General features: G+C 70.8%; 16 protein-coding genes. 13 read left to right on the top strand and 3 right to left on the bottom strand.

Annotated features, from left to right (window positions below; translation table 11 throughout):
* Positions 1 to 36: 36 nt before the first annotated feature.
* Genes ACFY1L_RS02400 through ACFY1L_RS02380 form a run of 5 tightly spaced genes read left to right on the top strand, consistent with a single transcriptional unit; the run spans position 37 to position 2,724 of the window.
* Positions 37 to 471 (top strand): roadblock/LC7 domain-containing protein, encoded by a 435-nt coding sequence (locus tag ACFY1L_RS02400; RefSeq protein WP_388816893.1) that lies wholly within the window; start codon positions 37 to 39, stop codon positions 469 to 471.
* 2 nt (positions 472 to 473) lie between these two features.
* Positions 474 to 845: a DUF742 domain-containing protein gene (locus ACFY1L_RS02395; RefSeq protein WP_388818884.1), complete on the top strand. Its 372-nt coding sequence runs from the start codon at positions 474 to 476 to the stop codon at positions 843 to 845.
* The gene (locus tag ACFY1L_RS02390; protein WP_388816890.1) at positions 823 to 1,422 is read left to right on the top strand and encodes an ATP/GTP-binding protein; all 600 of its coding nucleotides are present in this window, start codon (positions 823 to 825) and stop codon (positions 1,420 to 1,422) included. The genes ACFY1L_RS02395 and ACFY1L_RS02390 overlap by 23 nt, the downstream gene beginning before the upstream one ends.
* Positions 1,423 to 1,482: 60 nt before the next feature.
* On the top strand, positions 1,483 to 2,067 hold the full coding sequence (locus ACFY1L_RS02385; RefSeq protein WP_388816887.1) for a GAF domain-containing protein: 585 nt from the start codon (positions 1,483 to 1,485) through the stop codon (positions 2,065 to 2,067).
* Between the two features lie 57 nt (positions 2,068 to 2,124).
* Complete coding sequence (locus ACFY1L_RS02380) at positions 2,125 to 2,724, top strand: TetR/AcrR family transcriptional regulator (RefSeq protein ID WP_388816884.1); 600 nt, start codon at positions 2,125 to 2,127, stop codon at positions 2,722 to 2,724.
* Here the strand turns inward: ACFY1L_RS02380 and ACFY1L_RS02375 are convergent.
* Genes ACFY1L_RS02375 through ACFY1L_RS02365 form a run of 3 tightly spaced genes read right to left on the bottom strand, consistent with a single transcriptional unit; the run spans position 2,721 to position 4,874 of the window.
* The gene (locus tag ACFY1L_RS02375) at positions 2,721 to 3,314 is read right to left on the bottom strand and encodes a GPP34 family phosphoprotein (protein ID WP_388816882.1); all 594 of its coding nucleotides are present in this window, start codon (positions 3,312 to 3,314) and stop codon (positions 2,721 to 2,723) included. The genes ACFY1L_RS02380 and ACFY1L_RS02375 overlap by 4 nt on opposite strands.
* A gap of 13 nt (positions 3,315 to 3,327) precedes the next feature.
* Entirely contained in the window at positions 3,328 to 4,515 is a 1,188-nt protein-coding gene (locus ACFY1L_RS02370; protein WP_388818881.1) for a YbfB/YjiJ family MFS transporter, read from the bottom strand.
* Positions 4,516 to 4,571: 56 nt separating this feature from the next.
* Positions 4,572 to 4,874, bottom strand: a complete 303-nt coding sequence (locus ACFY1L_RS02365) for a muconolactone Delta-isomerase family protein (protein WP_388816879.1) — start codon at positions 4,872 to 4,874, stop codon at positions 4,572 to 4,574.
* 110 nt (positions 4,875 to 4,984) lie between these two features.
* Between ACFY1L_RS02365 and ACFY1L_RS02360 the strand changes: the two genes are divergently transcribed.
* From ACFY1L_RS02360 to ACFY1L_RS02325, 8 genes are all read left to right on the top strand, one after another.
* On the top strand, positions 4,985 to 5,923 hold the full coding sequence (locus ACFY1L_RS02360) for a LysR family transcriptional regulator (protein WP_388816876.1): 939 nt from the start codon (positions 4,985 to 4,987) through the stop codon (positions 5,921 to 5,923).
* A 128-nt stretch (positions 5,924 to 6,051) separates the two neighbouring features.
* Positions 6,052 to 6,777: an SDR family NAD(P)-dependent oxidoreductase gene (locus ACFY1L_RS02355; RefSeq protein ID WP_388816873.1), complete on the top strand. Its 726-nt coding sequence runs from the start codon at positions 6,052 to 6,054 to the stop codon at positions 6,775 to 6,777.
* A 32-nt stretch (positions 6,778 to 6,809) separates the two neighbouring features.
* On the top strand, positions 6,810 to 7,181 hold the full coding sequence (locus ACFY1L_RS02350; RefSeq protein ID WP_388816869.1) for a YybH family protein: 372 nt from the start codon (positions 6,810 to 6,812) through the stop codon (positions 7,179 to 7,181).
* 48 nt (positions 7,182 to 7,229) lie between these two features.
* The gene (locus ACFY1L_RS02345) at positions 7,230 to 8,411 is read left to right on the top strand and encodes a Gfo/Idh/MocA family protein (protein WP_388816866.1); all 1,182 of its coding nucleotides are present in this window, start codon (positions 7,230 to 7,232) and stop codon (positions 8,409 to 8,411) included.
* Between the two features lie 147 nt (positions 8,412 to 8,558).
* On the top strand, positions 8,559 to 9,587 hold the full coding sequence (gene tdh / locus ACFY1L_RS02340; RefSeq protein ID WP_388816863.1) for an L-threonine 3-dehydrogenase: 1,029 nt from the start codon (positions 8,559 to 8,561) through the stop codon (positions 9,585 to 9,587).
* A gap of 36 nt (positions 9,588 to 9,623) precedes the next feature.
* Positions 9,624 to 10,817, top strand: a complete 1,194-nt coding sequence (locus ACFY1L_RS02335) for a glycine C-acetyltransferase (RefSeq protein WP_388816860.1) — start codon at positions 9,624 to 9,626, stop codon at positions 10,815 to 10,817.
* A gap of 36 nt (positions 10,818 to 10,853) precedes the next feature.
* On the top strand, positions 10,854 to 11,756 hold the full coding sequence (locus ACFY1L_RS02330) for a LysR family transcriptional regulator (protein WP_388816857.1): 903 nt from the start codon (positions 10,854 to 10,856) through the stop codon (positions 11,754 to 11,756).
* A 36-nt stretch (positions 11,757 to 11,792) separates the two neighbouring features.
* A complete protein-coding gene (locus ACFY1L_RS02325) occupies positions 11,793 to 13,166 on the top strand; it encodes a B12-binding domain-containing radical SAM protein (RefSeq protein WP_388816854.1) in 1,374 nt (457 codons plus the stop codon).
* The last annotated feature ends 45 nt before the right edge of the window (positions 13,167 to 13,211 follow it).

Below are 13,211 nucleotides of genomic sequence, written 5' to 3'. Positions count from 1 at the left end.
CCCGCAGACCTTCGTACCTCAAGGAGTCGATCCACCATGGCGAGCGATGCGCCGACCGGCCATGTATCCGATCTCGACTGGCTGATGAGCGGCCTCGTGCAGCGTGTACCCCACACGACCAGTGCGGTACTCCTCTCCTGCGACGGGCTCGTGAAGTCGGTCCACGGCCTCGATGCCGACAGCGCCGACCACATGGCCGCGCTGGCCTCCGGCCTCTACTCCCTCGGCCGCAGCGCCGGGGTCCGCTTCGGCGACGGCGGGGACGTCCGCCAGGTCGTCGTCGAACTCGACTCGACCCTGCTGTTCGTGACCACCGCGGGCTCCGGCACCTGTCTCGCCGTGCTGGCCGGGCGCGAGGCCGACGCGGCGGTCCTCGGCTACGAGATGGCGATGCTGGTCAAGAGCGTCCGCCCCTACCTGGTCACCGCGCCCCGGCAGCACGCCGTCGAACCCTCGGCGATGAGGCCTTGAGCGTGGCGACGGTCGGCGACGGGCCCTGGCTCGACGACGCGGCCGGTCGGCTGGTGCGCCCCTTCACGGTCAGCAACGGCCGCACCCGGCCCAGCATCGCACTCGACCTCCTGTCGCACGTAATGGCCACCGGAGCCACCCCGCTCGGCTATCTCGGCCCGGAACACGCCGAGGCGCTCGAATTGTGCCGCGCGCCCGTGTCGGTCGCCGAGGTCGCCGCCCAACTGAAGCTGCCGGCGGTGGTCACCAAGGTGCTGCTGTCGGACCTCGTCGACTGCGGGGCGCTGACCACCAAGCCCCCCGAGTTCCACCACAACCCGACTGACCGGGCCCTACTGGAGGCAGTGCTCGATGGACTACGACGACAGCTCTGACCCCTTCCCCACCGCACTGAAGATCCTGGTCGCGGGCGGGTTCGGAGTAGGCAAGACGACCTTCGTGGGCGCGGTCAGCGAGATTGCGCCGCTCAGCACGGAGGAGCTGCTCACCACGGTCAGCGCCGCGACCGACAATCTCGACGGGATCGAGAACAAGGTCGAGACGACGGTGGCCATGGACTTCGGCCGCATCACCCTCGACCCGGAACATGTGCTGTACCTGTTCGGGACGCCCGGGCAGGAGCGGTTCTGGTTCATGTGGGACGAGCTCTCCGAGGGCGCGCTCGGCGCGGTCATCCTCGCCGACACCCGCCGTCTGGAGGAGTGCTTCGCAGCCGTCGACTTCTTCGAGCAGCGCGGTCTCGGCTTCATCGTCGCGATCAACGAGTTCGACGGCTCCTACCGCTACGACCCCGAGGAGGTCCGTGCCGCCATAGACCTCGCCCCGGAGATCCCGGTCGTGCGCTGCGACGCCCGGATCTCCAGCTCCGGCGTCCAGACCCTGCTCACCCTTGTACGCCATCTCATCGCCCACGCCCCGGCGCACGCGCCGAGCCACGGCGCCCACATGTGATCCCCGCACACCGCCACGGAGCCCGTATATGACCTGCGTCCACAGTGACGGAGCCCGCCCATGAGGTACGACCCGTCGCGCCCGGCCGGTCGTCTGCTGCTCACCCCCGAGGACAAGGAGGCCCCCGCGCGTGCCCTGCGCCTGAACCGGCTCGGCCTCGGAGAACAGCCGGACCCCGCCCTCGACGCCTACGCGGACCACCTCGCCGAGCTCACCCGGACGCCGTACGCCATGGTCAACTTCATCGACGAACGACGGCAGTTCTTCGCGGGCCTGCACCTCCCGGAGGTGGCACCGGTCGTCGTGGTGAAGGCCGACGGCACCACGCCCGTGCTGGGCCGCGAGCTGGCCCGTGACCACGGTTTCTGTCCCCATGTGGTCGTGCGGCGCAAGGCGCTGGTCCTGGAGGACGTGTGCGACTATCCGCGGTTCGCGGGCAACCCGGTCGTCGACGAGTTCGGCATCCGCAGCTATCTGGGCGCACCGCTCATCGACAGCACCGGCATGGTGCTCGGCACCGTGTGCGTCGTCGATGTGGAGCCGCGCCCCTGGGGCAGGCCCGGCCTGGAGACCATCAAGGCTTCGGCGGCGGAGCTGGTCGCGCGCCTGGAGCGACGGGAGGCCGACGGGCTTCCGCTGCTGTGACGGGGGAGACGGTCACATCGTTAGCCGACCGGTCTAGTACCTACGTACACTTGCTGCGTGGGACGCACCAGTGACGCCAGGCAGAAGATCCTCGGTGCCGCGCGCTCGCTCATCGAGGGGCGCGGCTACTCGGCGCTGGGTGTGGCCGAGATCTGCAAGGTCGCCGGGGTGCCGAAGGGGAGTTTCTACTACTTCTTCGAGTCCAAGGAGGCCCTCGCGCTCGCCGTCGTCGACGAGCACTGGGTGGCCCAACGGCGGGACTGGGAAGCCGTGTTGGGCGGTGACGCGGACCCCTTGCAGCGACTGCGCGGGCTCTTCGAGCAGACCGAGGCCGGCCAGCGCGCCGTCCAGGAGGGCTGCGGCACGGTGTCGGGCTGTCTGTTCGGGAACCTCACCCTGGAGCTCAGCAACCAGACCGAGCCCGTCCGCGGACGGCTGCAGGAGATCTTCGACGCGCAGGTCGACATGGTCGGGGCGGTCGTCGCCGAGGCCCGCGACCGCGGCGAGGTGACCGTGACGGACCCGCGGGAGGCGGCGCGGGCGGTGGTGGCCCAGCTGGAGGGCCAGGTGATGTTCGCCAAGCTGTACAACAGCACCCAGCGCCTGAGCCCGCTGTGGGACAACTGCCGGGCGCTGCTGGGCGTCACCGGCGCCTAGTAGCCGCGCCAGACGTTGTCGAACGCGGCGTCTTCGATGACCTTCCGCTGGCGTACCGCCTCCAGCTCCTGCACCGCGTTCCCGACGGCGGCCAGCACGGTGACCGTCTCATCGGCGAGCTCGTCCGCCGGTTCGTCGCGCATTCCGGCGGCTGCAGCCAGCGCGGCGAGGACGGGTTCGCCCGTCGCCCAGCGCTCCTCGGCCTGCTGCCGGGCCGCCGAGTCGACCAGCTCCGTCCGGCCGGTCCGCAGCGGGATCCGGCGGCCACGCGGCCGGGTGGTCAGCCCGATCCGCTCCAGGTCCTCGACGTAGGCCGAGGACAGCCCGCGGCCCCGGCGCCACAGCCAGTCCTCGACCGACTCGTACGGCTCCTGTCGTACGAGAGCCGCCGCGGCCTCGTCCAACAGGCGGTCGCCCGTGGGGGACTGGGCGCTGGGCAGGATGCGTTCGCCGTCCAGGACGAGGGCCCTGGCCTCGATGAGGTCGAACACCTCGGCTCCCGCGAGCGCGAGCGACAGATCGCCCTGCTCCACCGGCTTGTCGGTCGCCATGTCGAGGGCGACGATCGCGAGGTCCCGTGCGGTGTTCATCAGCGGCTCCACGTCAGTTGGCCGAGTACGGCGCGAGTGCGTCGTCGGATCCGGCCGCGGCGGGCCGGTCGTCCTCGGTCGATTCTCGCTGCCGTAGGGGTGCTGTGTGTCCTACTACGACCATGTGGTGCGGGAAGCCGATCCGCAGTACGGCGGCGGCCGCGGCCGCGACCAGGACCACGAGGGCGGCCAGCAGCAGCGCCCGGTGGTAGCCGTGGTGCAGCAGCGGGGCGACGACCAGCGGGCCGAGGATCTGCCCGACCGAGTATCCGGCGGTCAGCAGGGCGACCGAGCGGGGGAACCGCAGGTGGGCTCCGGCGGCGAGGGCGAGCATGCTGACGCCCAGGAACGTGCCGCCGAACAGCACCGCCGAGACGAGTGCGGCAGCCGTTCCGCCGATCAGGGCGGGCAGCGCGATGCCGACCGCCTGCACCACCAGCGCGGCGAGCAGCAGACCGGGACGGGACCAGCGGCGTCCCAGCCAGGCCCACAGCGCCGGGGACGGCACGGCGGCGAGCCCCACCAGCACCCAGGCGCCGGTCCCGAGCCAGCCGGGGGAACCCTGGCCGATCGCCGCGACCAGGAAGGTTCCGGCGACTATGTAGCCGATGCCCTCCAGGGTGTAGCTCACGAACAGCGCACCGAACCATCGGTGCGTGCGCGGCGCCGTACTCCCGGTCTTCTCGCCGCTCGCGGACGGAGCCCCCTCCGGTCGCAGGTTCCACGATCCGACGGTCAGCAGCGCGGTGAGCGCGGCCGAGGCCCACCAGGCGGCCCGCCAGTCCACGACGGAACGCAGGCCCAGGAGCAGCAGGCCGGACAGTGCGATGCCGGCGCCCACGCCGCCGATGGCCCAGCCGGGCAGGTGCGAGGGGTGTCCGCGCAGGTGGTGCAGGAGCGAACTGGCCGCGACGACGAACACCAGGGCACTCGCCGCACCCGCCAGCAGCCGCAGCAGGCCCCACACGGTGGTGCTGTGGGTGAGGGGCATCGCGGCGAGTGTGCCGGTCAGCAGGACCAGGGACCCGCGCAGTACGAGGCGCGACCGGACCAGCACGGGGGCCAGGATGCCCGCGAGTGCGCCGACGAGATAGCCGACGTAGTTGGCGGTGGCCAGGTTCGCCCCGGCTCCGGCGGACAGGCCCGCCTGCGTGTGCATCAGGGGCAGGACCGGGGTGTAGACGAAGCGGCCGACGCCCATGCCCGCGGCGAGCGCCGCGGCGGCCCGGGCGACATGGGTCCAGGGGGAGGAGGCGCTCACTTCGTACCGTCGTTCCGGCCGGGGTCGTTCGGATGCGACTCGAGCGGGGTGACGCTGAGGCTCATCCACGGGCGAAGCGGCAGGGTGCCGAGAACCTTCTCGTGGAGCTCCTCCTCGTCGGCGGCCCGCCACACGCCGATGCTGCGCAACTCGCCCACGGGGCGCCACAGTCGGGCCAGATTGCCGGTCGCGGCCAGTTCCTTCGCGCGGACGGCCTCGGCGGCCCGCCGCCGGTCGACCTCCTCCTGGCCGGTGCCCTCCGGGACGGTGGTGGTGATCTCGACCAGGAACTCTCGCATGACGCGCTCCGTTCGTCGTTGGTGAGCTCATCGTGCGCCCGTCACCAGCACCGATGCCACGACCGGCTTCCTCGCTGCTGATAGGCGCAGGCTCCCAGTGGCCGCGTAGCATGGCGCCCGTGGAACTGCGCCAGCTGCGGTACTTCGTCGCGGTCGCCGAGGAGCTGAACTTCGGCCGGGCCGCCGAGCGGCTGCTCATCGCGGGCCCCTCGCTCTCCCAGCAGATCAAGGCGCTCGAACGGGACCTGGGTGTCCGGCTCTTCGACCGCGACCGCCGCAAGGTCTCCCTCACCCCGGCCGGCGCCGCCCTGCTCCCGCACACCCGCGCCCTGCTGGACCGCGCCGACGACCTCAAACGCCGGGCCGGCCGCCTGTCCGGCTCCCAGTCGGTACGGCTCGGCTACGTCAACTGGCTTCCCCCGGACCTGACTTCACGTACGGCCGCGGTGGCCCAGGTGCACGTCGACGCATGGGTCGCCCCCTCGCACACCCAGGCCGCACGGGTCGCCGACGGCAGCCTGGACCTCGCCGTGTGCTGGGTGCGCGCCGAGGACCTCGAGCGGCTCGGGCTGCGGGCCCGGCTGATCGGCGCCGACCGGCTCTACGCCGTCGCCAAGGGCGGCGACAGCAACGACGTACCCGACGTGGCGGCCCGGGACACCGACGTCCTCATCGACGACGACCTCACCGCCTGGGCCGCCTGGAACGTGTACGGCGAGGAACTCGCAGAGGCCACCGGCGCCCGCACGGTACGCATCTCGGACGGTGCGATCACCGGGCCCGCCTTCTTCGACCACGTGCGCCGCTGCACCCGCCCCGTCGTCAACTCGCCCAAGGGACAGACCAATCCGCTCCCGCCGGACCTGGTCCGCCGGGAGATCGTCGCACCGAAGGTCTACTGGACCTGGTCCCTGGTCTGGCGCGAGAGCGAGAGCCGCGCCGGGGTCCTCGCCGTCGTCGACGCCCTCAGCGACGGCGTCGGCGACCTCGGCATCAACGCCCCGGACACCTGGCTGCCCGCCGGCGATCCGTACGCGCTCCCGGGCTGATCTGCGCTGGGAGGCTGGGCCTCCCAGACGGTAGGAAGCCGATCCTTCCGTTGCCTGGTGGCCCGACCTACCTTCCAAATAGTCGACCGGTCGGCTAGTACCGGTCAGCCACTTCGGAGAAGGTCACCATGAGCACTCAGAACCAGACGCCGAGCCAGAAGGTCGCGGTCGTCACGGGCGCATCGCAGGGCATCGGCGCCGCCCTCGTCGAGGGCTACCGCAAGCTCGGCTACGCCGTCGTCGCCACCTCGCGCACCATCGCGCCCGTCGACGACGCGGACGTCCTGACCGTCCAGGGCGACATCGCCGACCCGGCGACCGCGGAGCGCGTCATCGCCGCCGCCGTCGAGCGGTTCGGCCGTATCGACACCCTGGTCAACAACGCGGGCATCTTTGTCGCCAAGCCGTTCACGGAGTACACGGGCGAGGACTACGCCGCCGTGACGGGCATCAACGTCGCCGGCTTCTTCCACATCACGCAGCTCGCCGTGCCGCATCTGCTCGCGCAGGGCGGCGGCCACATCGTCAACGTCACGACCAGCCTGGTCGACAACGCGGACTCCAACGTCCCTTCGGTCCTTGCCTCGTTGACCAAGGGCGGTCTGCAGTCCGCCACCAAGTCCCTCGCCATCGAGTACGCCACCCGCGGCATCCGCGTCAACGCCGTGTCGCCCGGCACCATCAAGACCCCCATGCACGCGGAGGAGACCCACGAGTTCCTCGCCGCCCTGCACCCGGTCGGGCGGATGGGCGAGGTCGGCGACATCGTCGACGCCGTGCTCTTCCTGGAGGCGGCGCCGTTCGTCACCGGCGAGATCCTGCACGTCGACGGCGGTATGAGCGCCGGACATTGATGGTCCGTCAGACAACTGCTGAAGGAGTGATCATGACCAGTACGGCAGACGACAAGGCGATCCTCAGCGGCGTCCTCGACCAGTGGAAGTCCGCTGTCGACGGGCACCAACCCGAGCGCGTCGCCTCCCACTTCACCGAGGACGCCGTCTTCCAGGGGCTGCACCCCTACAGCGTCGGACGGCAGGGGATCGCCGAGTACTACGACTCCCAGCCCCTCGGCCTGCAGGCGGCGTACCGCATCCTCGAGACCAGGCGGCCGGCCGACGGCCTCGTCCTCGGCTACCTGGACGTCGAGTTCTCGTTCACGGACCGGCCCGCGCTGCACGTCAAGCTCTCGGTCCTCGTGACCCGCGTGGGGGACGATTGGTACATCAGCCACTACCAGGTCTCCCGCCTCGACTAGGCCGGCCTTCCTGAGCGGCCCGGGGCGCACTGCCAAGGAAGGCCCACCATGACCGACCTGCGCCTCGGTGTCCTCGGCTACGGACTGCGCGGCTCCCTCGCCCGGATCGCCCACCGACCCGGCGGGGGAGCGCGCGTGACCGTCGTCGCCGACCCCGACCAGGCGAGCCGGGAACGGGCCGCCGACTCAATCCCCGGCGTGCGTACGGTCGACGACCACCGCAAGGTGATCGAGGCCCCGGACATCGACGCCGTCCTCGTCCTCACCCCGGACCACACCCACGCCGACCTGGCCTGCGCGGCCCTCCGGGCGGCCAGGCCCGTCTTCGTCGAGAAGCCCCTCGACATCACCGTCGACCGCTGCGACCGCATCCTGCGCACCGCCCGTGAGACCGGCACCCGCCTCTACGTCGGCCACAACATGCGGCACATGCCGGTCATCCGCATGATGCGCGACATCATCGCGCGCGGCGACATCGGCACGGTCAAGACGGTCTGGGTCCGCCACTTCGTCGGCTACGGCGGCGACTGGTACTTCAAGGACTGGCACGCCGAACGCCGGTACACCACAAGCCTGTTGCTCCAGAAGGGCGCCCACGACATCGACGTACTGCACTGGCTGGCCGGCGGATACACCCGGCAGGTGCAGGCGTTCGGCGACCTCATGGTCTACGGCGACAACCCGCACCGCCGGGCACCGGGCGAGCCCAAGACCGCCGACTGGTACACGGAGGACGGCCATTGGCCGCCGCACACCCAGCGCGCCCTCAACCCCGTCATCGACGTCGAGGACGTGTCGCTGGTCAACATGCGCCTGGACAACGGGGTGTTGGCCGCCTATCAGCAGTGCCACTTCACCCCCGACTACTGGCGCAACTACACCGTCATCGGCGACGCGGGCCGCCTGGAGAACTTCGGCGACGGACCCGGGGGAGCCGTGCGGGTGTGGAACTCCCGGCGTTCCGGATACCGGGCGGAGCCCGACGCCGAGTACCCGGTGCCGGACGTCGACGAGGACGCCGAGCACGGCGGCGCCGATCCGCTGATCATCGACGAGTTCCTGCGCTTCGTACGGCAGGGAGGGCGCACCGACACCTCGCCGGTGGCCGCGCGGATGGCGGTGGCGGCCGGGTTCGGTGCGACCGAGTCGCTGCGCGCGGGAGGTGTCGTACGAGAGGTGCCGCCGTTGGACGCGGACCTGGTCGGCTACTTCGAGCGGGGGCAGGTGTGAAGCGGAGCTGCGGTGCGGGTTAAGAAATCCTCGATGGACCGGGGGCGGTGCCGTACGGCAGATTGCTACGCGATTCCACCCCCCTCCCCGGATGCGGGCGGCTTCGGCCTGCCCGCATCCGGGTCCTCGAGCACGGGAGCCGTAGCGTTGAAGGCGCTGGTCAAGGAGAAGGCGGAGCCAGGGCTGTGGCTCGCGGACGTGCCGGAGCCCGCCGTCGGACCCGGCGACGTACTGATCAAGGTGCTGCGCACCGGTATCTGCGGCACCGATCTGCACATCCGGGCCTGGGACGGCTGGGCGCAGCAGTCGATCCGTACGCCGCTGGTGCTCGGGCACGAGTTCGTCGGCGAAGTCGTCGGGACCGGGCGCGATGTCGCGGACATCAAGGCCGGCGACCTGGTGAGCGGTGAGGGGCACCTCGTCTGCGGGAAGTGCCGCAACTGTCTTGCCGGGCGCCGTCATCTGTGCCGGGCGACGGTCGGGCTCGGCGTCGGCCGGGACGGGGCCTTCGCGGAGTACGTCGCCCTGCCCGCCGCCAATGTGTGGGTGCACCGGGCCCCCGTCGACCTCGATGTCGCCGCGATCTTCGACCCGTTCGGCAACGCCGTGCACACGGCCCTGTCCTTCCCGCTGGTCGGCGAGGACGTGCTCATCACGGGTGCCGGTCCGATCGGCCTGATGGCCGCCGCGGTGGCCCGGCACGCGGGCGCCCGCAACGTTGTGATCACCGATGTCAGCGAGGAGCGCCTGGAGCTGGCCCGCAAGATCGGCGTGAGCCTCGCGCTGAACGTGTCGGAGGCTCGGATTGCGGACGGACAGCGGGAGTTGGGGCTGCGCGAGGGCTTCGACATCGGACTGGAGATGTCCGGCCGTCCCGAGGCCATGCGCGACATGATCGCCAACATGACGCACGGCGGCCGTATCGCCATGCTCGGCCTGCCCGCCCAGGAGTTCGCGGTCGACTGGTCGCGGGTCGTCACCTCGATGATCACCATCAAGGGCATCTACGGCCGTGAGATGTTCGAGACCTGGTACGCGATGTCGGTGCTGCTGGAAGGCGGCCTCGACCTGTCGCCCGTGATCACCGGGCGGTACGGCTACGGCGACTTCGAGGCGGCGTTCGCCGACGCGGCGAGCGGCCGCGGTGGCAAGGTCATCCTCGACTGGACTGCGTAACTCCCTTTCGGCGAAGGCATTTTAGGAGCTTCTCCCATGTTCGACTCCGTGCGCGACGACCTGCGCGCCACCCTCGACGAGATCCGGGCCGCCGGCCTGCACAAGCCCGAGCGCGTCATCGACACCCCGCAGTCCGCGACCGTCAACGTCTCCGCGGGCGGCCGCCCCGGCGAGGTCCTCAACTTCTGCGCCAACAACTACCTCGGCCTCGCCGACCACCCCGAGGTCGTCGCCGCCGCGCACGAGGCGCTGGACCGCTGGGGCTACGGCATGGCGTCCGTCCGCTTCATCTGCGGCACCCAGGAGGTGCACAAGGAGCTCGAGGCGCGCCTGTCGGCCTTCCTCGGCCAGGAGGACACGATCCTGTACTCCTCCTGCTTCGACGCCAACGGCGGTGTTTTCGAAACGCTGTTGGGCCCGGAGGACGCGGTCATCTCCGACGCGCTGAACCACGCGTCGATCATCGACGGCATCCGCCTGTCCAAGGCCCGCCGCTTCCGGTACGCCAACCGTGATCTCGCCGATCTGGAACGGCAGTTGAAGGAGGCCGCGGGCGCGCGACGGAAGCTGATCGTGACCGACGGCGTGTTCTCGATGGACGGTTACGTGGCGCCGCTGCGGGACATCTGCGACCTCGCCGACCGCTACGACGCCATGGTCATGGTCGACGACTCCCACGCCGTCGGCTTCGTCGGCCCCGGCGGCCGCGGCACCCCCGAACTGCACGGCGTCATGGACCGCGTCGACATCATCACCGGCACCCTGGGCAAGGCCCTCGGCGGCGCCTCCGGCGGCTACGTGGCGGCCCGCGCCGAGATCGTCGCCCTCCTGCGCCAGCGCTCACGGCCGTACCTCTTCTCGAACACCCTCGCCCCGGTGATCGCCGCGGCCTCCCTGAAGGTGCTCGACCTGCTGGAGTCGGCGGACGACCTGCGCGTCCGGCTGAACGAGAACACCGCGCTGTTCCGCCGCCGTATGACCGAGGAAGGCTTCGACATCCTCCCCGGCGACCACGCCATCGCACCGGTCATGATCGGCGACGCGACGAAGGCGGGTCGGCTCGCGGAGCTGCTGCTGGAGCGGGGCGTGTACGTGATCGGGTTCTCGTACCCGGTCGTGCCACAGGGGCAGGCACGCATCCGCGTGCAGCTGTCCGCCGGGCACTCGACGGAGGATGTGAACCGGGCCGTCGACGCGTTCGTGGCCGCGCGGGCGGAGCTGGAGGGCTGAGCCGGAGCCCACGGGGCATTTGAGACAATCGATCTCATGATCGAAGCGCGGCGGCTGCACATCCTCCGTGCGGTGGCCGACCACCGCACCGTGACGGCGGCTGCCGCCGCGCTGTATCTCACGCCCTCGGCCGTGTCCCAGCAGCTCACGGCCTTGGAGCAGGAGACCGGCCACCGCCTGGTCGAGCGCGGCGCCAAGGGGGTACGGCTGACCCCGGCCGGCGAGATCCTGCTCAGCCACACCAACGCCGTCCTCGCCCAGCTGGAGCGGGCCGAGGCCGAGCTCGCCGCGTACAGCTCGGGTGCCGCCGGCACGGTCACCGTCGCCTCCTTCGCGACCGGCATCGCCCAGGTCGTCGCCCCTGCGGTGGCCCATCTCGCCGAGTCGGCGCCCGGCATCCGCATCCGCGTCCAGGACGCGGAGGGCGACGCCAGCCTGCCGATGGTGCTGGACCGGCAGGTCGACGTCGCGGTCGCGGTCGAGTACCGCGGGGCGCCGCCGGCCGATGATCCGCGCCTGACCCACGTATCGCTGTACGCGGAGCCGTTCGATGCGGTCGTGCCGGTGAGGCATCGGCTGGCCGACGTGAGCGAGGTGCCCTTGGCGGAGCTGGCCAAGGACCCGTGGATCGGCCCTTACCCCGGCAATCCCTGCCATGAGGTGGTCGTCCTGGCCTGCGAGAGCGCCGGATTCCAGCCACGTCTGGAGCACTCCTCGGACGACTTCCGGGCGGTGGTGGCCCTGGCGTCGGCCGATGCGGGCGTCGCTCTGGTCCCGCGGTCGGCGCTGCGGGGCATGGACCTGACCGGAGTGGTCGTACGCCCGGTCGACGGGGTCGCGCCGACCCGCCGGGTCTTCGCGGCCGTACGACGGGGGGCCGAGGAGCATCCGCTGATCCGGCCGGTGCTGGAAGCGCTGGGCGAGGCGGCGCGGGCGTAGGGAACCAGCCACGGGTCGCACGCAGTCTGGGTTGTCATGCGTGTGACGATGATCCTTCCGGCCCTGACCGAGGCGACCAGCCCGCTGTTCCGGCCCATCAAGTACTCGCTGTTCCCGCCCCTGGGCCTCGCGACCCTGGCCGGCTACCTCGACCCCGACGACGAGGTCACGCTCCTCGACGAGCACGTGGAGCGCATCGACCTCGAAGCCCTCGGCACCCCCGACCTGCTGGTGATCCAGCCGTACATCACCTCGGCCCGGCGCAGCTACGAGATAGCCGACCACTTCCGGGCCCGGGGCGTCCATGTGGCCATGGGCGGCTTGCACGTCACCTCGCTGCCCGACGAGGCGGCGGCCCACGCCGACACGATCTTCACGGGACCGGGGGAGGACACCTGGCCGCTGTTCCTGAAGGACTTCCGTGACGGAGTGCCCGCCCGCCGCTACGACTCCAAGCAGCGCACCCTCGCCGGACTGCCGCCCGTGCGACGGGACCTGATCAAGCGTCACCTCTATCTCGTCCCCAACTCCATCGTGGTGTCGCGGGGTTGCCCGCACCACTGCGACTTCTGCTACAAGGACGCCTTCTTCGAGGGCGGCAAGTCCTTCTACACGCAGACCGTCGACGACGCCCTCGCGGAGATCGACCGCCTGCCCGGCCGCCACCTCTACTTCCTCGACGACCACCTGCTGGGGAACCGCCGCTTCGCGGAGGCCCTGTTCGACGGCATGCGCGGCATGGGGCGGCTGTGGCAGGCGGCCGGAACGGTCAACTCCGTACTGAAGCCCGACCTGTTGGAGCGCGCGGTCGAGGCGGGGCTGCGCAGCCTGTTCGTCGGCTTCGAGACCGTCAACGACGCGAACCTCGCCGAGCGCCGCAAGAACCAGAACATCGGCACCGACTACGCGGCAGCGGTACGACGCCTGCACGACGCCGGAGTCATGGTCAACGCCAGCTTCGTCTTCGGGCTCGACCAGGACGGTCCCGACGTCTTCGACCGCACCGTGGCCTGGGCGGTCGAGCAGGGCATCGAGACGGCGACCTTCCACATCATGACGCCGTATCCGTCGACCGGACTGTGGAAGCAGTTGGAGTCCGAGGACCGCATCGTCCACCGCGACTGGGACCTCTACGACACCCGCCATGTCGTCTACCGCCCCAAGGGAATGACGCCCCGTCAGCTGGAGGACGGCTACTGGCGCGCGTACCGCGACTTCTACCGCTGGTCCAACATCTGGCGCGGCTCCGCCGCCCAGCCGGGCCGGCACGAACGGCTGCGGCACCTCGCGTACGCCGGTGGCTGGAAGAAGTTCGAGCCGGCCTGGGACATGCTGATCCGCTCGAAGCGGGTGGTGCGGGCCATGCCGGCGCTGGAGCGGACGCTGGCGGCGTTCGGGGGGAGGGAGTGAGGGGGCCATAGAGGTTCGAGAGGGCCGTGTCTCTGATCTGGGATA

The organism is Streptomyces sp. NPDC001663 (assembly GCF_042893105.1).
Classification (GTDB): Bacteria; Actinomycetota; Actinomycetes; order Streptomycetales; family Streptomycetaceae; genus Streptomyces.
This window is presented reverse-complemented; position numbering and strand designations above follow the sequence as displayed.

Bases quoted from the DNA above. Each gene is read 5' to 3' on its own strand.
- ACFY1L_RS02400 (WP_388816893.1), top strand. From the start codon at position 37: ATGGCGAGCGATGCGCCGACCGGCCATGTATCCGATCTCGACTGGCTG.
- ACFY1L_RS02390 (WP_388816890.1), top strand. From the start codon at position 823: ATGGACTACGACGACAGCTCTGACCCCTTCCCCACCGCACTGAAGATC.
- ACFY1L_RS02385 (WP_388816887.1), top strand. From the start codon at position 1,483: ATGAGGTACGACCCGTCGCGCCCGGCCGGTCGTCTGCTGCTCACCCCC.
- ACFY1L_RS02375 (WP_388816882.1), bottom strand. From the start codon at position 3,314: ATGAACACCGCACGGGACCTCGCGATCGTCGCCCTCGACATGGCGACC.
- ACFY1L_RS02370 (WP_388818881.1), bottom strand. From the start codon at position 4,515: ATGGGCGTCGGCCGCTTCGTCTACACCCCGGTCCTGCCCCTGATGCAC.
- ACFY1L_RS02365 (WP_388816879.1), bottom strand. From the start codon at position 4,874: ATGCGAGAGTTCCTGGTCGAGATCACCACCACCGTCCCGGAGGGCACC.
- ACFY1L_RS02360 (WP_388816876.1), top strand. From the start codon at position 4,985: ATGGCGCCCGTGGAACTGCGCCAGCTGCGGTACTTCGTCGCGGTCGCC.
- ACFY1L_RS02355 (WP_388816873.1), top strand. From the start codon at position 6,052: ATGAGCACTCAGAACCAGACGCCGAGCCAGAAGGTCGCGGTCGTCACG.
- ACFY1L_RS02350 (WP_388816869.1), top strand. From the start codon at position 6,810: ATGACCAGTACGGCAGACGACAAGGCGATCCTCAGCGGCGTCCTCGAC.
- ACFY1L_RS02345 (WP_388816866.1), top strand. From the start codon at position 7,230: ATGACCGACCTGCGCCTCGGTGTCCTCGGCTACGGACTGCGCGGCTCC.
- ACFY1L_RS02335 (WP_388816860.1), top strand. From the start codon at position 9,624: ATGTTCGACTCCGTGCGCGACGACCTGCGCGCCACCCTCGACGAGATC.
- ACFY1L_RS02330 (WP_388816857.1), top strand. From the start codon at position 10,854: ATGATCGAAGCGCGGCGGCTGCACATCCTCCGTGCGGTGGCCGACCAC.
- ACFY1L_RS02325 (WP_388816854.1), top strand. From the start codon at position 11,793: ATGCGTGTGACGATGATCCTTCCGGCCCTGACCGAGGCGACCAGCCCG.